Genomic DNA, 22,748 nt, shown 5'->3' on the forward strand with positions numbered 1-22,748 from the left:
TAGAGTGCTATTTATTCTACCTAAGAGTAGACTATTAATTCTGAATAAATAACTTCATAAATTCATCTGCAAATTTCCTTACAAAGTCTCGATCAAGGGCAGTTGCCAAAGTTTCATCATTCTTTCTTGCATTTTTACTCCAATTATACGAACCGTGCATTACAAACTCTAAATCAATTATACAAAATTTATCATGCAGTCTATTTGATAAATTATCACCCTTTAATTTTACCTTCACAACTTCAAAATTATTCTCTAAATCCTCCATTAGATATCTGTTTGATTTTTCATCAGAAGTTATAATTCGAATATTAACACCTTCACGCTTTCTTAGTAGCAATTCATCAAATATGTCCCTATCAGTAAACCAAGCCACTGCAATCCATATCGTGTATTTAGCATTTCGAATACCCTGAATTATTTCTTCTTTTATTCTATCGAAAACAACATCGTGTTCAACCTGTAGATCATTATCAAGGTCTACGGGTTTGGGCTTGATTAGCAATCCCCAGAATTCGTAGTTCCGCGGAGTATCTGTTGGCTCTATATACACCTCGGATGCAAGCTTTTCTAATTTCTCTTTTAATTCTTTTGCTGTTTTCAACATAGGGATAGGTACTCTCAAACAGATATATTCACGAAAATAATCCGTTTTTCTCCCAAAAGTGCCTGTTTTTTCGTAAGTAATTATAGAATTCCTTAAAATACCAAGCAACTCATGCTTTTTATCATATTTTTCATCATACTTTACTGTTTCAATCATTGTTTTCAAAAATCGTTGTTCGTTCATTTTATCCTCCCCCTAAACATCAAACTATTAACCACAATATACCATATGAGATACTAACTAGCCCCCCGATATTTTTAGACGCGTCCGTCCTGCGACCAATCAGCGGGTAATTTGCACAATGATGCACAACGGAACATTACCCAATCTGCCGGTAAATACCGGCTTTCTTCTTATAGCGTTTTTTCTGTGCGTAATGCTGCGTTGTGACTGGCGCAATTTCAAAACGTTGGGAAGGCCGCGCGTCAGGAAGTCGCAGCAAGTAAATCGGCTATTAAAACGTTAAAAAATCGTAAGTTTTCGCAACCTAAAATCCGGTCTAGTCGGACATCACGCGACATGCTAATCACGCAAAAATGCTGGCTTTCTTCTTATGCGCATAAAACGACGTTGTCCGATACAATCTAACCGACCGTGTTACGATTAGTTGCGACCATTCTGTCATTGACGGAACAAATTACGAACAAATGCGCCTAACTGTTCGTCACTTAGCCCGCTATTAATAGCCTCCTGTATAGCACTTAGTTTTGCACGTTGGACTGGCGTTTGTTGCTTCCCCTGCCTCCATTGATCGTAATGCTGCTGTTCTTTCCTCGCTAACTCAACAGCCTGTTCAGCGGTTTTTATACGCTTTCTAGCCCAGTGTGACGCGATCTTTTCTATGTAAGCACGTTCAGGCCTCACATTCGTTTTAAACAACACGCAATGAAATAAAACATTTATAACCTCGCCGGTTAACTTATAATTCTGCCTCAACGTTTCAATTGTTCTTAAATCTTCATCTGTTACGGAATCAGGACCGAGTATGTCGGTTACAACCTGTTCTGGCCTAACGTTCTTAAAATAAGCAATAGAATACGCTTCTTGCGTCATTAGACACACATCTCTCTCCGATTTAATTTTCAATCCATTCAGCAAACGCCGTAAACATAGCATTCTGGCCGCCTCTCTGTCGCCGTTTAATTATGGCAGTAGCCGTTTGCCATGCACTATACAGACAGCCGCTAAGGCTGCGGATTTTCCCCTGTTTATACGAGAATACAACCGATTTGAAGGCTTCTATATAGTCGTTAGTATTGTCCTCAATTCGAATAAAACGGTCAATAGATGCTTTTGCTCGCAATAATACCCCATATATATTATACAGTTCTTCTGCATTGAAAAAAGGAGCCATAGCGTTAAATAGATCCGTCGGTACCTTGCTGGTTAAGAACGATGAATCTAGCATTTTTGCCGTGTCTTTATGTATTTTTGAATGATTAATAGAAGAAGCGGTTTGCTTCTCGTTTTTAATACCTTGAGCGCTTGCTGTAGCGGGCTTCTCGGCTGGCTCACGGTTGGACATTGGCGCTTGGACACAAGGCTGAATCGTATAGATATTAGCACCCTGGCCGCCTGACTTCGGACGTGTTGTAACGTGCTTAACGATCGCGCCTAGTTCAGCCAGCGACTTCAATGCGCGGTAAACCGTCTTTGTGCTGACGTCGAGCTCAGACGCAATAGTAGACGCCTTTAAGTGAGCTGCACCTGGATACTTTGCGGCATAACAAGATACGCACCATAGTACGCGAAATTCTGTCGCGGTTGTGTAGTCGCGGTATTGATTAACGTGATGATTTAATTCTTGAACGCAGCTAAACGTTTGATACTCCGATAGATAGATTGTCATGATAAACGGCTCCTTTCCGAGCCCGTCACGTACATACGTTCGATTATAAACACGCACTTTAACAAGCGTTGCATAACGCTATTTTTTTCGATATAATCTAATTAACATAGTTTGGTTCGAGCCTGTTGGCGCAGGCTTGGGTGCGTGAGTGCTCCGTTGTACGCGGGGCGCTCTTTTTTGTTTTTATAAGTTGTTTAGCGGAGAAAAACCTTTATGCTTTTCGTACACATCGCTTGAGTATAAATTGACGTAGGTGCGTACCATTTCCATCGTTGAATGACCAAGTATCTTTTGCAATTCGAATACTCCGGCTCCATTCATAACAGCCATCTTTGCAAATGTGTGTCGTAATGTATGTGGAGAACAACGTACGCCTTTTATGTCGGCCTTTTTACCGTACTGACCGATTATCTTCTGCAAAGCACCGCGTGACATTGGTGTGTCGTCTATCGTCACAAACAAATGACTGCATTCAGACGTACCTCGTATCTGTATATAGCGCTTTAATTGCTCACGCATCTTCGCCTGTATCGGAACATAGCGGTGAAAATGGTTCTTCGTCTGCCTTATGAATACAAGTCCCTCGCTTAACTTAACATCCTCAACTAATAAACCGGCTGCCTCGTTTAGTCGGATTCCAGTTTCGAGCAACAACAATATAAATGTATAATCACGCTGGCCCGTGAACGTTCTTCGATCCGGTGCATTAAGTAACGCTTGCAACTGCTTAACGGTAAAAGTTTCGATATTACCTTTACGTTCACGTAATAGCGAATACTTCTTCATCGGATTCCGCCCTATATAACGGTTATCATAAAGAAAATGAAACAGCGCTCTAATAGCACGCAGTTTGGCGTTAATTGTGCCGTTTTTTAAGCCGGTCACACTTTGCATATATTCGACATATCCATCGATGTCTTGGCGCACTATCTCATGAATAATAAGCGACTTTTCTCCGCGAGCTAGGTAACTACGAAAATATGCGCACTCACGGCGATAGTAAACTAACGTAAATTCACGCAATCCCTTCCGTTTTCCATCATCAATAAATATATCCAGCGCATCGTCAAACGTAAGTACAGCTCGGGTTACTGGCTGCGCAACTATATCGAGTTCTCTTCCGTTTAGATTATTGCTTCGTCTTTTAGACACGAAAAAAGCCGCCTCCCCTACGTAGTTGTAAGGAAAGCGGCTAGGCACACGATCATTTCACGTTGCATTAAACGCAAAAAGCGCCCACTAAACGTTAGTGAGCGCCTATCTAATGCGAATTGTAATACCGGTGGTCGGGGTCGAACCGACACTCCTCACGGAACACGATTTTGAGTCGTGCGCGTCTGCCAATTCCGCCACACCGGCATGAATATGGAGGCGGCAACCGGATTTGAACCGGTGATAAAGGTTTTGCAGACCTCTGCCTTACCACTTGGCTATGCCGCCGAACAAATGGAGCGGAAGACGGGATTCGAACCCGCGACCCCCACCTTGGCAAGGTGGTGTTCTACCACTGAACTACTTCCGCGTACTGGGCTAGCTGGATTCGAACCAACGAGTGACGGAGTCAAAGTCCGTTGCCTTACCGCTTGGCTATAGCCCATTAATCAATAGTTTATTATGGGGCGATCGAGGGGAATCGAACCCCCGAGTGTCGGAGCCACAATCCGATGCGTTAACCACTTCGCCACGACCGCCATAATGATAGTTAATTTGGCAGGGGCAGTAGGAATCGAACCCACACTGGAGGTTTTGGAGACCTCTGTTCTACCGTTAAACTATGCCCCTATAAAACTGGTGGAGGGGGACGGATTCGAACCGCCGAACCCTGAGGGAGCGGATTTACAGTCCGCCGCGTTTAGCCACTTCGCTACCCCTCCACGAAGATAAAGTTGTAAGAATGGTGCCGGCAAGAGGACTTGAACCCCCAACCTACTGATTACAAGTCAGTTGCTCTACCAGTTGAGCTACACCGGCAACAGTGGTGGCTCAGGACGGAATCGAACCGCCGACACATGGATTTTCAGTCCATTGCTCTACCGACTGAGCTACTGAGCCAACATTTACATATGGTATGTATAATGGCGGTCCGGACGGGACTCGAACCCGCGACCTCCTGCGTGACAGGCAGGCATTCTAACCAACTGAACTACCGGACCATTAATTGCGGGGGCAGGATTTGAACCTGCGACCTTCGGGTTATGAGCCCGACGAGCTACCGGGCTGCTCCACCCCGCGTCGATATAAATATAACTATTGTGGTGGAGGATGACGGGATCGAACCGCCGACCCCCTGCTTGTAAGGCAGGTGCTCTCCCAGCTGAGCTAATCCTCCAAATGGTGACCCCTACGGGATTCGAACCCGTGTTACCGCCGTGAAAGGGCGGTGTCTTAACCGCTTGACCAAGGGGCCATATTGAATTTGCAAGAGTAATGGTGCTGCATAGAAATGGCGGAGAGCAAGGGATTCGAACCCTTGAGACGGCGGTAACCGTCTACACGATTTCCAATCGTGCTCCTTCGGCCAGCTCGGACAGCTCTCCATATATGGCTCCGCAGGCAAGATTCGAACTTGCGACCGATCGGTTAACAGCCGATTGCTCTACCACTGAGCTACTGCGGAATAATTGATGTCCAGCTGAAACGCCGGCAAACAATTGATTAAGCGAGTTTCGCTCGCCTGGCAACGTCCTACTCTCACAAGGGGAAGCCCCTCACTACCATCGGCGCTGAAGAGCTTAACTTCCGTGTTCGGGATGGGAACGGGTGTGACCTCTTCGCTATCGCCACCAGACTATTTAAGACATTTACTATTATAGCAAAATCTTCTTATTTAGCAAGCTTTTTTTTATTCTTTCAAAACTGGATAATATGTTCAAGTAACCGGCAACTCCGTGCCATTTCATGTGTGACGCCGTTAGGCGTATCATTTAGGATAAGTCCTCGATCGATTAGTATTCGTCAGCTCCACGTGTCGCCACGCTTCCACCTCGAACCTATCTACCTGATCATCTTTCAGGGATCTTACTAGCTTGCGCTATGGGAAATCTCATCTTGAGGGGGGCTTCATGCTTAGATGCTTTCAGCACTTATCCCGTCCGCACATAGCTACCCAGCGATGCCTTTGGCAAGACAACTGGTACACCAGCGGTGCGTCCATCCCGGTCCTCTCGTACTAAGGACAGCTCCTCTCAAATTTCCTGCGCCCGCGACGGATAGGGACCGAACTGTCTCACGACGTTCTGAACCCAGCTCGCGTACCGCTTTAATGGGCGAACAGCCCAACCCTTGGGACCGACTACAGCCCCAGGATGCGATGAGCCGACATCGAGGTGCCAAACCTCCCCGTCGATGTGGACTCTTGGGGGAGATAAGCCTGTTATCCCCGGGGTAGCTTTTATCCGTTGAGCGATGGCCCTTCCATGCGGAACCACCGGATCACTAAGCCCGACTTTCGTCCCTGCTCGACTTGTAGGTCTCGCAGTCAAGCTCCCTTGTGCCTTTACACTCTGCGAATGATTTCCAACCATTCTGAGGGAACCTTTGGGCGCCTCCGTTACTCTTTAGGAGGCGACCGCCCCAGTCAAACTGCCCGCCTGACACTGTCTCCCACCCGGATCACGGGTGCGGGTTAGAAGTTCAACACAGCCAGGGTAGTATCCCACCGACGCCTCCACCGAAGCTGGCGCTCCGGTTTCAAAGGCTCCTACCTATCCTGTACAAGCTGTGCCGAAATTCAATATCAGGCTGCAGTAAAGCTCCACGGGGTCTTTCCGTCCTGTCGCGGGTAACCTGCATCTTCACAGGTACTATAATTTCACCGAGTCTCTCGTTGAGACAGTGCCCAGATCGTTACGCCTTTCGTGCGGGTCGGAACTTACCCGACAAGGAATTTCGCTACCTTAGGACCGTTATAGTTACGGCCGCCGTTTACTGGGGCTTCAATTCAGAGCTTCGCGTGAGCTAACCCCTCCTCTTAACCTTCCAGCACCGGGCAGGCGTCAGCCCCTATACTTCGCCTTACGGCTTCGCAGAGACCTGTGTTTTTGCTAAACAGTCGCCTGGGCCTATTCACTGCGGCTCCTCAGGGCTATGCACCCCAAAGAGCACCCCTTCTCCCGAAGTTACGGGGTCATTTTGCCGAGTTCCTTAACGAGAGTTCACTCGCTCACCTTAGGATTCTCTCCTCGCCTACCTGTGTCGGTTTGCGGTACGGGCACCTTTCACCTCGCTAGAGGCTTTTCTTGGCAGTGTGGAATCAGGAACTTCGGTACTAAACTTCCCTCGCCGTCACAGCTCCGCCTTGATGGTGATGGGATTTGCCTCATCACCGGCCTAACTGCTTGGACGCACAACCAACTGTGCGCTTGCCCTATCCTCCTGCGTCCCCCCATTGCTCAAATGGTGAAGAGGTGGTACAGGAATATCAACCTGTTGTCCATCGCCTACGCCTATCGGCCTCGGCTTAGGTCCCGACTAACCCTGAGAGGACGAGCCTTCCTCAGGAAACCTTAGGCATTCGGTGGAAGGGATTCTCACCCTTCTTTCGCTACTCATACCGGCATTCTCACTTCTAAGCGCTCCACAAGTCCTTCCGGTCTTGCTTCACCGCCCTTAGAACGCTCTCCTACCACGGACACCACAAGGTGTCCATCCACAGCTTCGGTGATACGTTTAGCCCCGGTACATTTTCGGCGCAGAGTCACTCGACCAGTGAGCTATTACGCACTCTTTAAATGGTGGCTGCTTCTAAGCCAACATCCTGGTTGTCTAAGCAACTCCACATCCTTTTCCACTTAACGTATACTTGGGGACCTTAGCTGGTGGTCTGGGCTGTTTCCCTCTTGACTACGGATCTTATCACTCGCAGTCTGACTCCCAAGGATAAGTCTTTGGCATTCGGAGTTTGTCTGAATTCGGTAACCCGAGGGGGGCCCCTAGTCCAAACAGTGCTCTACCTCCAAGACTCTTCCCTTGAGGCTAGCCCTAAAGCTATTTCGGAGAGAACCAGCTATCTCCAGGTTCGATTGGAATTTCACCGCTACCCACACCTCATCCCCGCACTTTTCAACGTGCGTGGGTTCGGGCCTCCAGTAAGTGTTACCTTACCTTCACCCTGGACATGGGTAGATCACCTGGTTTCGGGTCTGCGACCTCATACTCATGCGCCCTATTCAGACTCGCTTTCGCTGCGGCTCCGCCTTTACGGCTTAACCTCGCATGAAATCGCAACTCGCCGGTTCATTCTACAAAAGGCACGCCATCACCCATTAACGGGCTCTGACTACTTGTAGGCACACGGTTTCAGGTTCTCTTTCACTCCCCTTCCGGGGTGCTTTTCACCTTTCCCTCACGGTACTGGTTCACTATCGGTCACTAGGGAGTATTTAGCCTTGGGAGATGGTCCTCCCGGATTCCGACGGAATTTCACGTGTTCCGCCGTACTCAGGATCCACTCTGGAGAGAACGATGTTTCGGCTACAGGATTGTTACCTTCTCTGATGGGCCTTTCCAGACCTCTTCGCCTACACCGTTCTTTTGTAACTCCGTATAGAGTGTCCTACAACCCCAGAAGGCAAGCCTTCTGGTTTGGGCTGTTCCCGTTTCGCTCGCCGCTACTCAGGGAATCGCGTTTGCTTTCTCTTCCTCCAGGTACTTAGATGTTTCAGTTCCCCGGGTGTGCCTTCTCCTACCCTATGGATTCAGGTAGGGATACTGTTCCATTACGAACAGTGGGTTTCCCCATTCGGAAATCTCCGGATTAACGCTTACTTACAGCTCCCCGGAGCATATCGGAGTTAGTCCCGTCCTTCTTCGGCTCCTAGTGCCAAGGCATCCACCGTGCGCCCTTTCTAACTTAACCTAAGAAAAAATACAAGCGGCGCATTTCATCGTCAGCTTCCCTCATTCCTTCCCTCACGTATGCAAATACGCTCAGTCAGTCATTCAGTTGCTTCCTAGAACTGCTTGCTTCTCTTCTTTCTTTGAAAAATACCTAAAATGGCGATTACTCGGTTATTGCTTGGTTACTTTTATACGATATTATCCAGTTTTCAAAGAACAAAGTTGCTTACCTATAGAGAAGGAATTCATCCTTCAAAACTGAACAAAAAACAGTGCCGTTAATTCGTTTGTGAGAACAGCGTTCTCTGTTGCTACTACGTGCGGCTAAAAGCCTGACACGGTTCACAATTTCCTTAGAAAGGAGGTGATCCAGCCGCACCTTCCGATACGGCTACCTTGTTACGACTTCACCCCAATCATCTGCCCCACCTTAGGCGGCTGGCTCCCGTAAGGGTTACCCCACCGACTTCGGGTGTTGCAAACTCTCGTGGTGTGACGGGCGGTGTGTACAAGGCCCGGGAACGTATTCACCGCGGCATGCTGATCCGCGATTACTAGCGATTCCGGCTTCATGCAGGCGAGTTGCAGCCTGCAATCCGAACTGAGAATGGTTTTATGGGATTGGCTAAACCTTGCGGTCTTGCAGCCCTTTGTACCATCCATTGTAGCACGTGTGTAGCCCAGGTCATAAGGGGCATGATGATTTGACGTCATCCCCACCTTCCTCCGGTTTGTCACCGGCAGTCACCTTAGAGTGCCCAACTGAATGCTGGCAACTAAGATCAAGGGTTGCGCTCGTTGCGGGACTTAACCCAACATCTCACGACACGAGCTGACGACAACCATGCACCACCTGTCACCGCTGTCCCCGAAGGGAAAGATCTGTCTCCAGACCGGTCAGCGGGATGTCAAGACCTGGTAAGGTTCTTCGCGTTGCTTCGAATTAAACCACATGCTCCACCGCTTGTGCGGGCCCCCGTCAATTCCTTTGAGTTTCAGCCTTGCGGCCGTACTCCCCAGGCGGAGTGCTTAATGCGTTAGCTGCAGCACTGAAGGGCGGAAACCCTCCAACACTTAGCACTCATCGTTTACGGCGTGGACTACCAGGGTATCTAATCCTGTTCGCTCCCCACGCTTTCGCGCCTCAGCGTCAGTTACAGACCAGAGAGCCGCCTTCGCCACTGGTGTTCCTCCACATCTCTACGCATTTCACCGCTACACGTGGAATTCCGCTCTCCTCTTCTGCACTCAAGCCTCCCAGTTTCCAATGACCCTCCACGGTTGAGCCGTGGGCTTTCACATCAGACTTAAGAAGCCGCCTGCGCGCGCTTTACGCCCAATAATTCCGGACAACGCTTGCCACCTACGTATTACCGCGGCTGCTGGCACGTAGTTAGCCGTGGCTTTCTGGTCAGGTACCGTCAAGGTACCAACAGTTACTTTGGTACTTGTTCTTCCCTGACAACAGAGCTTTACGATCCGAAAACCTTCTTCACTCACGCGGCGTTGCTCCGTCAGACTTTCGTCCATTGCGGAAGATTCCCTACTGCTGCCTCCCGTAGGAGTCTGGGCCGTGTCTCAGTCCCAGTGTGGCCGATCACCCTCTCAGGTCGGCTACGCATCGTCGCCTTGGTGAGCCGTTACCTCACCAACTAGCTAATGCGCCGCGGGTCCATCTGTAAGTGACAGCTAAAAGCCGCCTTTCCATTCTTCTTCATGCGAAGAAAAAGAATATCCGGTATTAGCCCCGGTTTCCCGGAGTTATCCCAGTCTTACAGGCAGGTTACCCACGTGTTACTCACCCGTCCGCCGCTAACTTGAACAGAGCAAGCTCCGTCAAGTCCGCTCGACTTGCATGTATTAGGCACGCCGCCAGCGTTCGTCCTGAGCCAGGATCAAACTCTCCAAAAAGATGTTTGACTTGCTCATGTTTTAAAAATAAGAATTAACTTACTGGCATGTATTTTGTTCAGTTTTCAAAGATCAATTTTTTCGCCATTTCTTTAACGGCGACTTTTTTAATATACCACATTATTTCTTTCTCGTCAAAGCTTTTTTAAAACTTTTTTTGAGATATTAGTGCGTCGCCGTTGTTCATTGTCATCAGCGACGCTTACTAATATAACAAGTTTTTTAAAAACCGTCAACACTTTTTTCGAAAAAACTTTTATTCATTCGTTACACGGTAATATCTATGGTAAATGCCCTGCCCTTTCGTTCGCACTTGTTGCTCTTCAACAAAGGACTTACCAACCAAGTATTCCAGTAAAACACTAAGATCTACTGCGTAATAATTGATCTCCGGGTGATTTAAAAGCTCTTGGAATGACCACGCTTCTTTTTCTTTTAGAATAGAAAGTAAGTGAGCTGCCCCATTTTCTGTTCTTGAATGAATTAAAAAATCAATAGCAATGAACAAAAGCTCTAAGCGCTTCTCCAGCTCTTCGTCGCTCGTTAACAATTCTTCATACAACTTATAGATTTCCGGCTCCATCTGCTTCACCTGCAGCCAGACCGTTACTTCAGGATAAAATCCATTTTCAATTACAGCAAGACGGGCAAGATGATGAAGGGAATGCATGACATGATTATAGGCATCTAAGTAATGACCATTCTTAAAAAAGTCCCTTCCATACGTCCATCTTCTAATTAATTTAGAAAACTCTATCGCCATTTTTATTTTTCGGCCAAAGAAAGGAAACTCTCTCATTTCCTGTTTCATATGAAAGACATACTCATTTCGATCAAACAAAACTTTGCCATGATAGAGCCACTCAATAAACTTTCTGTTGTTGCCAAGAAGCAGCCATTCTTCCAGCTGTGCTTCTGTAACCGTATAAAGTGCTGCCTTTTTATCTCCATATATATAATGCTTTATGAAAACAGGCGATTCTGCTTCTTTTACTATAATAAGTAGAATGACGTCAAAACTCTCAGTAAAGGATGCTTCGTTTTCTTTCTTTTCTATTACAATAACACCCATGGTATTCTGTTGACTTGTCCGTTCCTGATAAAGCGGACGAAGGATATCATCCATAGTAATTCCTCCAAACGCGGGTTTCTTCTATTTCCATTCATTTCGACAAATTAAGAAAGAATCCTTTAAAACTTTTAAATTTGGAATATTCCTGTGCTTTTTCACTTACAAACTATGATATAGTTTATTGTTAGGAGGTTAAAGAATATGGCCAGAAATTATTCAAGTAAAATTAACCGGATTCGCACATTCGCTCTTAGCTTAATCTTTATCGGCATTGTTATTATGTATGCAGGAATCTTCTTTAGACAATCTCCTTTTTGGATGACACTGTTTATGCTAATTGGCTTACTGTCGATTATTGCCAGTACGGTCGTTTACTTTTGGATTGGCATGTTATCCACTAAAGCAGTACAGGTTGTCTGTCCTAGCTGTGAAAAACCAACAAAAATGCTTGGCCGTGTAGACATGTGCATGCATTGTAAAGAGCCTCTTACACTCGATCAAAGTCTGGAAGGCAAAGAATTTGATGAAGGCTATAATCGCAAAAAGAAATAAAAAGAATTGTTCGTTTAACGAACAATTCTTTTTTAATGAACTTCTTTACTTGTTGTACATTCCGGACACGTGCCATACACTTCCATCCGATGATGACTAACTTTAAACCCTGTTACATGCGATGCAAGCTGTTCTACTTCATCCAGGCCGGGGTAGTGGAAATCAACAATCTTTCCGCACTCTTCGCAAATAACGTGATAGTGATCTGTTGTAACGAAATCAAATCGGCTGGATGCATCTCCATACGTAAGTTCTTTTACAAGACCGACTTCACGAAATACCCGCAGATTGTTGTAAACTGTTGCCACGCTCATATTAGGAAATTTCCCTTCAAGCGCTTTGTATATATCGTCTGCTGTTGGGTGGGTCATAGATTGAATTAAAAACTCAAGTATCGCATGACGCTGAGGAGTAATCCGAACGCCAGTTGCTTTTAACGTATCCAACGCTTCCTGTAGATGATTATGCTCATGAGACACCGTCATGCACCTCTTTTCTTTCTAAAAGGTATTATTATATTATAATCTTTATAATTAGTGTACTAATTCTTTCTATACTTTGTCAATAAAAAAGAAACCTTTACAGGACAATCAGCTATAAAGGTTCTTGATTTTTCTTACTTATTAATATCCCTTTTTCAAGTTCACTTTATTCTCATAATCAGACCCGTTTTCTTTATATATTTCCAGATTATGCATAAATATTTCCAACGCTCGCGGTACATACTCGCTTGTTACGCTTGAAATATGAGGAGTAATTGTTACTCTTTCCTCATTCCAAAGTGGATGCTTCTCTGGCAGAGGCTCTTCTGTAAACACATCCAGATAAGCATGAGCAATCTCTTTATTTTGCAGCGCATTCATTAAAACCTCATCTTCAAGCAGATCGCCACGGCCAACATTAATGAAAACAGCCGTTTCTTTCATCGCTTTAAAATGCTTTTCCTTAAGCAAATGCTTTGTTTCATCTGTACTTGGCAAAACAGACACAATAAAGTCCGCTTCCGGAAGAAGCATAGATAATTTGTCCATTGTATAGATTTCGTCAAAACAGTCACTCTGATGCCCGCTGCGATTGACTCCAATCGTGCCCATTCGAAAGGCCTTGGCGAGCCGGGCAATCTCCGTTCCAATGGCTCCTGTACCTAACACAAGCAAATGCTTGCCTGCTAATTCTCCAATTTCCAATCTCTTGTTCCATATCTTTTTCTTCTGCAGATCGAGCAATTCTGGAAAGCGTTTTACATGGTTAAGCATATAGCCCATTGTAAATTCAGCCATCGGAATTTTATGTATGCCCTTGGCGTTAGTTACTAAAATGCCTCTTTTTTCAATTGCTTTGAAAGGCATTTTTTCCATGCCTGCAGACGCTACCATAATCCATTGTAAGTTCGTGCAGCTATTGATATGATATTCCGTTAAGTCTTCACCGAATGTAACAATTACTTCAGCTTCCGACAAATTTTCTGCTTCATCTATCGATTTATAATAACTAAACTCTTCCTCAGGGAATGCCATGCTTAGTTTTCCTTGCCACGCCCGTGGAGGCCGAAAAGTAAATATAATCTTCATTTCTCTCCTCCTTATTTCTTTAGGATAATTGTTCTTTAATAAACTGAAGCGCTTCCTCTACATGCCCCGCTACCTTTACTTTTCTCCATTCCTTAACTAACTTTCCTTCTGAATCGATCACAAAAGTAGAACGCTCAATCCCCATGTACTCTTTGCCGAAGTTCTTCTTTAGCTTCCAAACATCATATAATTCGCATACTTCATGATTTTCATCTGCAAGTAGTAAAAACGGCAGGTCGTACTTGTCAATAAATTTCTCATGACGAGCAACAGGGTCTGTGCTCACTCCCAAAATCACTGTTTCTAGATCACTAAACTGGTCATGCTTATCACGAAAATCACAAGCTTGTGTCGTGCACCCTGGAGTCATGTCTTTTGGATAAAAATAAAGAACAACATTTTTGCCCCTGTAATCAGATAAACCCACTTTTTCTCCATTGTTTGCTATTAATTTAAAATCCGGGGCTACTTCTCCTATCTTTGCTACCATTTTTCTCTCTCCTTTGCTTTAAATAAGATAAATAACCAGATTCATTCGTCTGAATTATCTTATTACTAGCGTAGCGGATGGGAAAAAATATGGCAAATAATAATTAGTTATTGTCTTTTTCCAGCATAGTGCGCACTACAAAAGCTGTAGGGATTGTGTAGCCTATCCATGCTTCAATAAGAGCGACCCATCGGCCTGCCCCCTCAGGCACGATATCACCGTAACCCACCGAAAAAAGTGTGATGCCACTAAAGTAGAGTGAACTAAAGAATTTATCCCAAAAATTAACAGCGCTCGCTTCCTCTCCCGTCCAAACAGCTTGTCCATTAAGCTGCAATAATGTATAGATTAAAGCAAAGCCGATCATAAGTGTTAAATACAAGCAGCCAAAATATAAGAAGTAATGAAAGGATAAGTAACGATTCTGAGGCTGTCCCGGAGCAAACATGCCTTTTATACTCATTGTTAAACAAAAAACTACTGCGCTAAAAATTGCAGGAGTCATGCTTCCGCCTCCCATTGCTGCTCACTTTTCTCTTATATATATGCTGGCTATAATCTGTTTATGATTGACGGACTTCCGTTGCTTAAACGGCAAGGCAAGTCTAAAATGAATATGTATCTATCACCAAGGAGGCCTATACATGCAACACACTAATTCTGAGCAGCTTCATCAAGAAGCACTAAAACATATTGTGGGAGGAGTAAACAGCCCTTCACGTTCTTACAAAGCCGTTGGCGGGGGCTCGCCTGTAGCTATGGAGAGAGGAAAAGGAGCCTATTTCTGGGATGTAGATGGCAATCAGTACATTGATTATCTTGCTGCCTATGGCCCGATTATTACTGGGCACGCACACCCGCATATTACGGAGGCAATTAAAGAAGCAGCTGAAAAAGGCGTGCTGTATGGTACACCAACACCGTATGAAGTCACCTTTGCAAAAATGTTGAAAGAAGCTATTCCAAGCATGGATAAGGTTCGATTTGTCAACAGCGGGACAGAGGCTGTGATGACAACAATCCGTGTAGCTCGCGCTTATACAGGACGCGACAAGATTATTAAATTTGCCGGCTGTTATCATGGACATTCTGATTTAGTTTTGGTAGCAGCAGGATCAGGACCTTCTACGTTAGGAACGCCCGATTCTGCGGGGGTACCAAAAAGTATTGCTCAAGAGGTTATTACGGTTCCATTTAACGAAACAGAGCCATTGAAAGAAGCATTAGAAAAATGGGGTGAAGAGATTGCTGCGGTTCTTATTGAACCAATCGTCGGTAATTTTGGTATTGTCGAACCGAAACCAGGATTTTTGGAAGAAGTCAAAAAACTGACACACGAAGCCGGCGCATTGCTCATTTTTGATGAGGTCATCACTGGCTTCCGTTTCATGTATGGAGGAGCACAGGATCTATTAGGCATTACGCCTGATTTAACAGCCATGGGAAAAATTATTGGTGGCGGTCTACCAATCGGCGCCTACGGCGGCCGCAAAGAGATCATGGAGGAAGTAGCTCCGCTTGGTCCGGCTTATCAGGCAGGAACCATGGCTGGCAACCCGGCCTCTATGCTTGCTGGTATCGCTTGCCTTGAAGTGCTTCAAAAAGAAGGAGTATACGAGGAATTGGATCGCCTCGGTGCTATTCTTGAAGAAGGCATTTTAGCATCAGCCCAAAAATATAATACCCCTATCACAATTAATCGTTTAAAAGGTGCTTTAACCATTTACTTTACAAACGAGAAGGTTGTGAACTATGAACAAGCAGAGGCAACAGACGGAGAAATGTTTGGTCGCTTCTTCAAATTAATGCTTTCTCAAGGAATTCATCTTGCCCCATCCAAGTACGAAGCATGGTTCTTAACAACTGAGCATACAGATAAAGATGTTGAGAAAACATTGCAGGCAGTAGATTTTGCTTTTTCTCAATTGCGTTAAGTGATATAATCTTCACCTAATACACTTACACTGAGAAAGGAATCATTTTATTTATGAAGCTGGGTGCACGAATTTTTAAAACGGGAATCGCTATTGTCTTAGCTTTATTCGTTTCCACGCTATTAGGCCTGCCTTCCCCGGTTTTTGCAGGCATCGCAGCAGTGTTCGCTATTCAGCCTACTATTTATCGTTCTTATTTAACTTTAATTCAACAAGTACAGGCAAACATTATAGGAGCAGCAATTGGCATCTCATTTGTGCTTTTATTCGGAAATCACATTGTATTTGTAGGGCTGGCAGCTATCGTCGCCTTAATTATCATGGTGAAGCTGCATTTAGAAAAATCCATTGGTCTTGCATTAGTTACATTGATGGTTATCATGGAGTTACAGAATGAACATTTTATTCAATTCTCCTTGATCCGCTTTATCACTATTATGATTGGGGTACTATCAGCCTCAGCTGTGAACTTAGTCTTTCTGCCTCCACAATATGAAACAAAGCTGTTCGGGCAAATTAATCAGGTAACTGAGGACACATTAAAATGGATTCGTCTAAGTTTGCGAACCGGAACGGACTATCACGTTTTAAAAAAGGACATCAGCAAGATTCGCGAGCGGCTCATAACAGTTGATAATCTTTATTTAATGTATAAAGAAGACCGCGGAACACTGAAACGAAATCTCACTTCTAAAAAACGAAAAATGGTTCTATACCGTAAGATGATCTTAGCCACTCGCAGAAGCTACGATATACTGCGAAGGATGAATCAATTTGAAAACGACATCTCTCTTCTAACGCCGGAATTACAAAAGACCCTTGTTGATTATCTTGATTCATTGATGAGCTATCATGAACATTTGCTTTTACGCTTTATTGGCAAAATAAAAACAACGGTTGAGATAGAGGACGTTTTTGAAATGGGCGTAGATCGGGAACAGTTTATGTCTTTGTTTACTGCTGAAATCAAGTCGAGCACTTCCGATGAAGATGATTTTTCTGTCCACCTGCTCCATCTCCTTTCCTCTGTTCTGGAATATGGGGAAAACTTGGAGCACCTTGATCAGCTCATTACAAGCTTTTCAAAATTTCATCCTGATGACCAACTTCCTGAGTTTGAAGAAGGTGAATAAAACCAGCTGCCAATGGCAGCTGGTTTTATTCATTAGTTTTTCATCCGGGGATCAAGTGCATCACGTAGCCCATCCCCCATTAAATTGAAGCCAAGCACCGTTAGCATAATCGCAATACCTGGGAAAAACACAGTCCATGGTGCCTGCATAATAAAATCTTTTGAATCCGCAAGCATTTTTCCCCACTCGGGTGTTGGTGGCTGGGCACCCATGCCGAGAAATCCGAGAGCCGCCGCTTCAATAATTGCTGTAGCAATAGCTAATGTTCCTTGGACAATAATGGGCGCCATACTATTTGGCAAAACATGATGAAGTAAAATTCGGCTGTCTTTCATCCCAATGGCTTTAGCCGCTGTAATATATTCTTCTTCCTTGACGGTTAGCACTTTGGCTCGGACAAGCCGCCCGAATGTTGGCACATTAATAATAGCAATGGCAATCAAAGCATTTTGCAAAGACGGTCCTAGCATAGCCACAACAGCAATGGCCAGCAGAATACTTGGGAACGCAAGCAAAATATCAAACAGACGGGAGATAATTGTATCCACCCATCTACCATAATAACCGGCAATAATACCAAGGCTTGAGCCTACAATAACTGAACCAGCTACTGAGACAAACCCTACCCACAAAGAAATACGAGCTCCGTAAACGACTCGGCTAAAAATATCACGGCCAAATTCATCTGTTCCAAACCAGTGCTTGGAAGAGGGCGGCAAGTGCTTGTTGGCCAGCACGGTTTCCTTAAAGCCATAAGGAGCAATTAAATCAGCAAAGATGGCTAGCAATATAAAGAAAGAAACAAGGCCGGCACCAAACAGGGCAGCTTTATTTTTTCGAAACCTCCGCCAAACATCGACCCACGGTGAAACTGTTTTTTCTTCCTGGTTTATCTTCACGTCAGGTCCGGACGGAGGCAGCTGAGTCTGTTCTGCAATTTCTGTCATGTAGGCATCCCCCTTTAACGGTATTTAATCCGCGGATCAATTGCGGCATATAAGAGATCAACAATCAAATTAATACAAACAAAAATGGCAGCAACGACTAAAATACCAGATTGAATGACAGGATAGTCACGGAATTGAATGGCACCATAAATATAGTTACCAATGCCTGGCCATCCAAAGATTGTCTCTGTCAATATCGCGCCGCCTAGCAGCAAACCAGTCTGCAGTCCGATAATGGTTAAGATAGGAATAAATGCGTTTCTTAAAGAATGTTTATACACTACTTTAAGCATGCTCATCCCTTTCGCTCTCGCAGTCCGAATGTAGTCAGAACGCATAACTTCAAGCATACTTGAACGAGTGATTCTAGCAATAATAGCCATCGGAATCGTTGCAAGGGCTATGCCCGGCAAGATCAAATGCTTAATGACTTCAACAAATTGGTCGAAACGTCCTTGTAAGAGGGTATCTAGCAAATATAGATGAGTAATAGGCGTTATAGGATCACGAATATTATCCCGTCCGGTTGTTGGTAGCCAATCAAGCTTGATAGAAAAAACATATTGCTCCATCAATCCAAGCCAGAAGATCGGCATAGACACGCCAATCAGGGCGAATATCATTAACAAATAATCAAACCAGGAATTTTGAAACCAAGCGGAGATAATACCAGCATTAACACCTACCACCACGGCAACAATCATAGCGAATAAAGCAAGCTCAATGGTGGCCGCCAAATAAGGCCAAATTTCTTCACTGATTGGGCTTCTCGTTCTAAATGATTCTCCCAGATCACCGGTGAACAGGTTTTTTAAATAATCGATAAATTGAATGTATAATGGCCGATCAAGCCCCATTTCTTTTGTAAGAGCAGCTACCGCTTCCGGTGACGCTTGCTGACCGAGCAAAATTTGTGCTGGACTGCCGGGGATCGCATGGATAAGCGAAAAGACAATTAAAGTCATCCCTAATAAAACCGGAATTAGCATGGATAGGCGCCGAATTGTATAAGCAAACATGTGCTCACCTGCTTTCAGTAATTAATTCCATTCTGGCTTATCGAAAAATAGAGGAGGAGCTTTCCCGCTCCTCCTCCCATTCTTATTTAATCGATACATCCCCCATTGGCTGTGAACCAGTTGGATGTGGGAAGAAGCCTTCAATCGTACTTTTTCCTGCCAGCAACGGAGTAGAATGGGCCAGCGGTACCCATGGGGCATCCGTATGAATGATCTCTTGTGCTTTTTTATACAATTCTGCACGCTTCGCTTCATCTGTTTCTGCTTGTGCTTCCAACAGAAGCTTATGAACATCTTCATTAGCGTAGCGAGAGTAGTTATTCGATCCAATCGCATCTTTATCAAGAAGTGTGTACAAGAAGTTATCGGCATCACCGTTATCTCCTGTCCAGCCGAGCATGAATAGAGGAGCCTCTCCCGCCTGTACTTTTTCGAGATAAGTCGCCCATTCCATTGTTACGATATTAGCTTTCACGCCGATCTTTTCAAAATCAGCCTGCAGTGCTTCTGCCACTTTTTGTCCATTCGGCATATATGGACGCGGCACTGGCATTGCCCATAAATCTACTTTGAATCCATCTTTGTATCCAGCTTCAACTAGTAGTTTCTTGGCTTTATCAAGATCGAAATCATAATCTTTTATTTCATCGTTATAACCGTTAAGAGTTGGCGGCATTGGGTTCTTAGCAGGTTCTGCTGTTCCCTCGTAGAAATTTTTGATTAAAGCTTCTTTATTTACTGCGTAGCTGAGTGCCTGACGCACTTTCGGATTGTTAAAAGGCTCTTTTTCTACGTTAAAGCCCAGGTACCCTACGTTTAAAGAAGGTCTCTCAAATAATTGAAGGTTTTTATCACTTTTTACCTTTTCAGCATCGCTTGGATTTAAGCCATCGATTAAGTCTACTTCTCCTTTAACCAATGCATTTAAGCGGGCAGAGTTGTCTTCAATTACTTTGAAAATTAACTTATCGACTTTAGGCTCTCCCTTTTTGTGATAATCCTCATTTTTTACAAGAGTGATCGTATCATTGCGTTTCCAGCTCTCAAATTTAAACGGACCTGTACCCACTGGATTTTCGCCATATTTATCCCCGTACTTTTCAATAGCTGTCGGGCTGGCAATAGCAAATGGTGACATTGCTAGGTTTTTCAAGAATGGCGCTTGTGGCTTGTTAAGCGTAAAGATAACTTTATTATCTCCTTCAGCCTTCACCTCCTTAATGATGGCTGTGTCACTGCCTTTAAAGCCGCCAAATTGAGAAGCAAAGTAGGCAAATTTCGCCTCATCATTGCTCGTCAGCCATCTTTCCACATTTTTCACAACGGCATCCGCATTAAAATCCGTGCCGTCTTGAAACTTGATTCCCTCTTCCAGTTCAAACGTATACGTTAAACCGTCTTCAGATATTTTCCAGTCCTTAGCAAGTCCCGGAACGATATCTGTCGTTTCTTTATCAAAGTTTACAAGCGTTTCATATACCTGCTCTGCAATGATCAACGATTCCCCATCGGTAACAATAGCCGGGTCAAGTGAGACAGCATCTCCGCCGCGTCCATAAATTAATGTTCCGCCGCCTGCTCCCTCTCCTCCTTTGCTTTTGCCTCCATCGGAAGAATTTGACGAGCATCCGATTAATGCCATAGAAAGCACTAACAGGAGTGATAACATCCCCAAAAGCCTTTTCTTCATGTTTCTTCCCCCTTATGTCTCTAAATTTATAATTACAACTGTCTCAATCATATAAATGACAAGCAGTGTAATGACCTGGTTCCACTTCTTTAAAATCAGGCCGTACTGAGGCGCATGCCTCCATTACTTTTGGACAGCGCAAATGGAATGGACAGCCAGCCGGTGGATTGGCCGGACTTGGCACATCTCCTTTAAGGACAATTCTTTCTTTTTTATAAGCAACATCAGGAACCGGTACAGCAGACAACAACGCTTGAGTATAAGGGTGTTTTGGTGAATCATATAGTGCTTCACTGTCTGCCAGCTCCATCATCTGACCTAGATACATGACCCCTACACGATCACTTATATGACGCACGACGCCCAGATCATGGGCAATAAATAAATAAGTAAGTCCAAATTCCTTTTGTAGATCCTGCAGCAAATTTAACACTTGCGCCTGGATAGATACGTCAAGAGCAGATACCGGTTCGTCAGCAACAATTAGCTTGGGATGAACAGCAAGCGCTCTGGCAATGCCGATACGCTGTCGCTGTCCACCTGAAAATTGGTGAGGATAGCGCTTCGCATGCCAGCTGCTTAACCCTACTGTTTCCAATAGCTCCCGAACACGTTTTTTACGCTCTTCTTTGTTCTTCACCCCATGCACAATGAGCGGTTCCTCAAGAATCTTTTCGACTGTATGGCGCGGATTCAGTGAAGCGAATGGGTCCTGAAATACCATTTGAATTTCTTTGCGCATCTTTCGCATTTCTTCTTTCGATAGCTTTGTTAAATCCCGCCCCTCAAATTCGATCTTCCCTTCTGTGGGATCAAGCAGGCGGAGAAGCATGCGGCCAGTTGTGGACTTGCCACATCCACTCTCCCCCACCAGCCCTAGCGTTTCACCTTTATTAATATAAAAAGAAATGTCATCCACAGCTTTTACTTCTCCGACTTTACGCCCAAGCAAGCCGCCGTGAATGGGGAAAAACTTCTTCAAGTTGTCCACTTTTAATAAAGTTTCTGTCATACAATGTACTCCTTTTCCTCTTCATACAACCAGCAACAGACTTTTTGGCCGTTTGGTAGCGCTTTCAATTCTGGCGTTTCCTTTAAGCACTTTTCATGGGCTTGGCTACATCGCGGAGCAAATTGGCAGCCGATCTTTAAACTGCCTGGCTTCGGCACATTTCCCGGTATAGAGAACAATCGCCGTTTTTTCTTGCGCATATCAGGAACTGACTGGAGCAAACCGATGGTGTAAGGGTGAGACGGATTTTTAAAAATTGATTCGACCGGCCCTTCTTCCACAATCCTGCCTGCATACATAACGATAACCCGCTGACAAATTTCAGCAACGACTCCTAAATCATGTGTAATCATAATAATTGCAGTATCTGTCTCTTCGTTTAATTTTTTCATCAATTCCAGAATCTGAGCTTGAATGGTTACATCAAGGGCGGTTGTTGGCTCATCCGCAATCAATATTTGCGGATTGCAAATCATTGCCATGGCAATCATCACACGCTGTCTCATCCCTCCTGATAATTGATGGGGATATTCATTAATCAATTCATCAGCACGAGGAAGTCCAACCTTTTTCAGCATAGCAATCGATTGCTGAATCGCCTCTTTTTTGGATAACTTTTTATTGTGGAGCCGCAGCGCTTCTGTTAATTGACTCCCAATTGTAAATAACGGATTTAAGCTAGTCATCGGCTCTTGAAAGATCATAGCAATGTCATTGCCACGTACTTGACGCATTCTTTTTTCAGAAGCTTGCGTTAAATTTTCCCCTCTGTATAAAATTTCTCCCTCTACTTTGCTTGTTAGAGCAGGAACAAGACCCATAATGGATAAAGAGGTGACGCTTTTTCCGCACCCTGATTCACCGACTATGCCGAGAACTTCTCCAGCGTTTACATGAAAATCCACTTCATTCACAACTGTTAATGGCCCGTCATCAGTGAAGAAGGAGGTTTTTAAATTTTTTACATCTAGCACAGGAGTAGTCACAACTTATCCCCCTTTTATCTATGAAATGTTTTTACAAAATTATTACTCTTTTTATAAATTTAAGAATATTGTAACAACTATTTTTTTGAAAGTCTATCCATATTTTGAAAATATATTATTTAGATATAAAAAAAAGC

The 22,748-nt window shown here is 44.5% G+C and carries 17 protein-coding genes, 15 tRNA genes and 3 rRNA genes; 3 read left to right on the forward strand and 32 right to left on the reverse strand.

Annotated features, from left to right (window positions below; translation table 11 throughout):
* Positions 1–34 precede the first annotated feature (34 nt).
* The 23 genes from MKZ02_RS21160 to MKZ02_RS21270 form a co-directional block, all read right to left on the reverse strand.
* Positions 35–790 (reverse strand): phospholipase D-like domain-containing protein, encoded by a 756-nt coding sequence (locus MKZ02_RS21160; protein ID WP_340856138.1) that lies wholly within the window; start codon positions 788–790, stop codon positions 35–37.
* A 438-nt stretch (positions 791–1,228) separates the two neighbouring features.
* Entirely contained in the window at positions 1,229–1,660 is a 432-nt protein-coding gene (locus tag MKZ02_RS21165) for a DnaD domain protein (protein ID WP_340856139.1), read from the reverse strand.
* A 22-nt stretch (positions 1,661–1,682) separates the two neighbouring features.
* Complete coding sequence (locus tag MKZ02_RS21170; protein WP_340856141.1) at positions 1,683–2,456, reverse strand: helix-turn-helix domain-containing protein; 774 nt, start codon at positions 2,454–2,456, stop codon at positions 1,683–1,685.
* Positions 2,457–2,639: 183 nt separating this feature from the next.
* Positions 2,640–3,656 (reverse strand): tyrosine-type recombinase/integrase, encoded by a 1,017-nt coding sequence (locus tag MKZ02_RS21175; RefSeq protein ID WP_340856142.1) that lies wholly within the window; start codon positions 3,654–3,656, stop codon positions 2,640–2,642.
* 77 nt (positions 3,657–3,733) lie between these two features.
* Positions 3,734–3,815: transfer RNA gene (locus MKZ02_RS21180), tRNA-Leu, on the reverse strand.
* Between the two features lie 7 nt (positions 3,816–3,822).
* Positions 3,823–3,896: transfer RNA gene (locus MKZ02_RS21185), tRNA-Cys, on the reverse strand.
* A gap of 7 nt (positions 3,897–3,903) precedes the next feature.
* Positions 3,904–3,978, reverse strand: a tRNA-Gly gene (locus tag MKZ02_RS21190).
* A gap of 3 nt (positions 3,979–3,981) precedes the next feature.
* A tRNA-Gln gene (locus tag MKZ02_RS21195) sits at positions 3,982–4,053 on the reverse strand.
* Positions 4,054–4,071: 18 nt separating this feature from the next.
* A tRNA-His gene (locus tag MKZ02_RS21200) sits at positions 4,072–4,147 on the reverse strand.
* Between the two features lie 17 nt (positions 4,148–4,164).
* Positions 4,165–4,238, reverse strand: a tRNA-Trp gene (locus MKZ02_RS21205).
* Between the two features lie 7 nt (positions 4,239–4,245).
* A tRNA-Tyr gene (locus tag MKZ02_RS21210) sits at positions 4,246–4,330 on the reverse strand.
* 21 nt (positions 4,331–4,351) lie between these two features.
* A tRNA-Thr gene (locus tag MKZ02_RS21215) sits at positions 4,352–4,427 on the reverse strand.
* 5 nt (positions 4,428–4,432) lie between these two features.
* Positions 4,433–4,508, reverse strand: a tRNA-Phe gene (locus MKZ02_RS21220).
* A gap of 24 nt (positions 4,509–4,532) precedes the next feature.
* Positions 4,533–4,609, reverse strand: a tRNA-Asp gene (locus tag MKZ02_RS21225).
* A gap of 5 nt (positions 4,610–4,614) precedes the next feature.
* Positions 4,615–4,688, reverse strand: a tRNA-Met gene (locus tag MKZ02_RS21230).
* 21 nt (positions 4,689–4,709) lie between these two features.
* A tRNA-Val gene (locus MKZ02_RS21235) sits at positions 4,710–4,785 on the reverse strand.
* A gap of 3 nt (positions 4,786–4,788) precedes the next feature.
* Positions 4,789–4,863: transfer RNA gene (locus MKZ02_RS21240), tRNA-Glu, on the reverse strand.
* A 37-nt stretch (positions 4,864–4,900) separates the two neighbouring features.
* Positions 4,901–4,993, reverse strand: a tRNA-Ser gene (locus MKZ02_RS21245).
* Positions 4,994–4,998: 5 nt separating this feature from the next.
* Positions 4,999–5,073 (reverse strand) — tRNA-Asn (locus MKZ02_RS21250).
* A gap of 55 nt (positions 5,074–5,128) precedes the next feature.
* A 5S ribosomal RNA gene (gene rrf / locus MKZ02_RS21255) occupies positions 5,129–5,244 on the reverse strand.
* A 137-nt stretch (positions 5,245–5,381) separates the two neighbouring features.
* A 23S ribosomal RNA gene (locus MKZ02_RS21260) occupies positions 5,382–8,313 on the reverse strand.
* A gap of 338 nt (positions 8,314–8,651) precedes the next feature.
* Positions 8,652–10,205, reverse strand: a 16S ribosomal RNA gene (locus MKZ02_RS21265).
* Together the 16S, 23S and 5S rRNA genes with 15 tRNA genes alongside form the textbook arrangement of a ribosomal RNA operon.
* 256 nt (positions 10,206–10,461) lie before the next feature.
* On the reverse strand, positions 10,462–11,331 hold the full coding sequence (locus tag MKZ02_RS21270; RefSeq protein WP_340856143.1) for a nucleotidyltransferase-like protein: 870 nt from the start codon (positions 11,329–11,331) through the stop codon (positions 10,462–10,464).
* Positions 11,332–11,478: 147 nt separating this feature from the next.
* Between MKZ02_RS21270 and MKZ02_RS21275 the strand changes: the two genes are divergently transcribed.
* Positions 11,479–11,829, forward strand: coding sequence for a YgzB family protein (locus MKZ02_RS21275; RefSeq protein ID WP_340856144.1), 351 nt, complete (start codon positions 11,479–11,481; stop codon positions 11,827–11,829).
* A 32-nt stretch (positions 11,830–11,861) separates the two neighbouring features.
* Here MKZ02_RS21275 and perR read toward each other — a convergent pair whose 3' ends face one another.
* From perR to MKZ02_RS21295, 4 genes are all read right to left on the reverse strand, one after another.
* A complete protein-coding gene (gene perR / locus MKZ02_RS21280) occupies positions 11,862–12,314 on the reverse strand; it encodes a peroxide-responsive transcriptional repressor PerR (protein ID WP_120036390.1) in 453 nt (150 codons plus the stop codon).
* 138 nt (positions 12,315–12,452) lie between these two features.
* On the reverse strand, positions 12,453–13,400 hold the full coding sequence (locus MKZ02_RS21285) for a D-2-hydroxyacid dehydrogenase (protein ID WP_120036389.1): 948 nt from the start codon (positions 13,398–13,400) through the stop codon (positions 12,453–12,455).
* A gap of 19 nt (positions 13,401–13,419) precedes the next feature.
* Complete coding sequence (bcp, locus tag MKZ02_RS21290; RefSeq protein WP_120036388.1) at positions 13,420–13,890, reverse strand: thioredoxin-dependent thiol peroxidase; 471 nt, start codon at positions 13,888–13,890, stop codon at positions 13,420–13,422.
* Positions 13,891–13,993: 103 nt separating this feature from the next.
* Positions 13,994–14,395: a potassium channel family protein gene (locus MKZ02_RS21295; protein WP_340856146.1), complete on the reverse strand. Its 402-nt coding sequence runs from the start codon at positions 14,393–14,395 to the stop codon at positions 13,994–13,996.
* 139 nt (positions 14,396–14,534) lie between these two features.
* On the opposite strand from MKZ02_RS21295, the gene MKZ02_RS21300 reads away from it, so the two are divergent.
* Positions 14,535–15,824 (forward strand): glutamate-1-semialdehyde 2,1-aminomutase, encoded by a 1,290-nt coding sequence (locus MKZ02_RS21300; protein WP_340856147.1) that lies wholly within the window; start codon positions 14,535–14,537, stop codon positions 15,822–15,824.
* Between the two features lie 53 nt (positions 15,825–15,877).
* Positions 15,878–16,957 carry an FUSC family protein gene (locus tag MKZ02_RS21305; protein ID WP_120036385.1) on the forward strand — a complete coding sequence of 360 codons (1,080 nt, stop codon included), beginning with the start codon at positions 15,878–15,880 and terminating at the stop codon, positions 16,955–16,957.
* 32 nt (positions 16,958–16,989) lie between these two features.
* On the opposite strand, the gene MKZ02_RS21310 is transcribed toward MKZ02_RS21305, so the two are convergent.
* From MKZ02_RS21310 to MKZ02_RS21330, 5 genes are all read right to left on the reverse strand, one after another.
* Entirely contained in the window at positions 16,990–17,904 is a 915-nt protein-coding gene (locus tag MKZ02_RS21310) for an ABC transporter permease (protein ID WP_340856148.1), read from the reverse strand.
* Positions 17,905–17,918: 14 nt separating this feature from the next.
* On the reverse strand, positions 17,919–18,923 hold the full coding sequence (locus MKZ02_RS21315) for an ABC transporter permease (RefSeq protein WP_340856150.1): 1,005 nt from the start codon (positions 18,921–18,923) through the stop codon (positions 17,919–17,921).
* Positions 18,924–19,005: 82 nt separating this feature from the next.
* Positions 19,006–20,613: an ABC transporter substrate-binding protein gene (locus tag MKZ02_RS21320; protein ID WP_120036382.1), complete on the reverse strand. Its 1,608-nt coding sequence runs from the start codon at positions 20,611–20,613 to the stop codon at positions 19,006–19,008.
* Positions 20,614–20,656: 43 nt separating this feature from the next.
* Entirely contained in the window at positions 20,657–21,625 is a 969-nt protein-coding gene (locus MKZ02_RS21325; protein WP_120036381.1) for an ABC transporter ATP-binding protein, read from the reverse strand.
* Positions 21,622–22,611 (reverse strand): ABC transporter ATP-binding protein, encoded by a 990-nt coding sequence (locus MKZ02_RS21330; RefSeq protein ID WP_340856151.1) that lies wholly within the window; start codon positions 22,609–22,611, stop codon positions 21,622–21,624. Before MKZ02_RS21330 ends, MKZ02_RS21325 begins: the two co-directional genes overlap by 4 nt.
* Positions 22,612–22,748 lie beyond the last annotated feature (137 nt).

The sequence above is a fragment of the Pseudobacillus sp. FSL P4-0506 genome, from assembly GCF_038003025.1.
Taxonomy (GTDB): domain Bacteria; phylum Bacillota; class Bacilli; order Bacillales; family Domibacillaceae; genus Pseudobacillus.

What these genes read in the sequence shown, in the direction of transcription:
- MKZ02_RS21160 (WP_340856138.1), bottom strand. Translation starts at nt 790, where the DNA reads ATGAACGAACAACGATTTTTGAAAACAATGATTGAAACAGTAAAGTAT.
- MKZ02_RS21165 (WP_340856139.1), bottom strand. Translation starts at nt 1,660, where the DNA reads ATGACGCAAGAAGCGTATTCTATTGCTTATTTTAAGAACGTTAGGCCA.
- MKZ02_RS21170 (WP_340856141.1), bottom strand. Translation starts at nt 2,456, where the DNA reads ATGACAATCTATCTATCGGAGTATCAAACGTTTAGCTGCGTTCAAGAA.
- MKZ02_RS21270 (WP_340856143.1), bottom strand. Translation starts at nt 11,331, where the DNA reads ATGGATGATATCCTTCGTCCGCTTTATCAGGAACGGACAAGTCAACAG.
- MKZ02_RS21275 (WP_340856144.1), top strand. Translation starts at nt 11,479, where the DNA reads ATGGCCAGAAATTATTCAAGTAAAATTAACCGGATTCGCACATTCGCT.
- perR (WP_120036390.1), bottom strand. Translation starts at nt 12,314, where the DNA reads ATGACGGTGTCTCATGAGCATAATCATCTACAGGAAGCGTTGGATACG.
- MKZ02_RS21285 (WP_120036389.1), bottom strand. Translation starts at nt 13,400, where the DNA reads ATGAAGATTATATTTACTTTTCGGCCTCCACGGGCGTGGCAAGGAAAA.
- bcp (WP_120036388.1), bottom strand. Translation starts at nt 13,890, where the DNA reads ATGGTAGCAAAGATAGGAGAAGTAGCCCCGGATTTTAAATTAATAGCA.
- MKZ02_RS21295 (WP_340856146.1), bottom strand. Translation starts at nt 14,395, where the DNA reads ATGACTCCTGCAATTTTTAGCGCAGTAGTTTTTTGTTTAACAATGAGT.
- MKZ02_RS21300 (WP_340856147.1), top strand. Translation starts at nt 14,535, where the DNA reads ATGCAACACACTAATTCTGAGCAGCTTCATCAAGAAGCACTAAAACAT.
- MKZ02_RS21305 (WP_120036385.1), top strand. Translation starts at nt 15,878, where the DNA reads ATGAAGCTGGGTGCACGAATTTTTAAAACGGGAATCGCTATTGTCTTA.
- MKZ02_RS21310 (WP_340856148.1), bottom strand. Translation starts at nt 17,904, where the DNA reads ATGACAGAAATTGCAGAACAGACTCAGCTGCCTCCGTCCGGACCTGAC.
- MKZ02_RS21315 (WP_340856150.1), bottom strand. Translation starts at nt 18,923, where the DNA reads ATGTTTGCTTATACAATTCGGCGCCTATCCATGCTAATTCCGGTTTTA.
- MKZ02_RS21320 (WP_120036382.1), bottom strand. Translation starts at nt 20,613, where the DNA reads ATGAAGAAAAGGCTTTTGGGGATGTTATCACTCCTGTTAGTGCTTTCT.
- MKZ02_RS21325 (WP_120036381.1), bottom strand. Translation starts at nt 21,625, where the DNA reads ATGACAGAAACTTTATTAAAAGTGGACAACTTGAAGAAGTTTTTCCCC.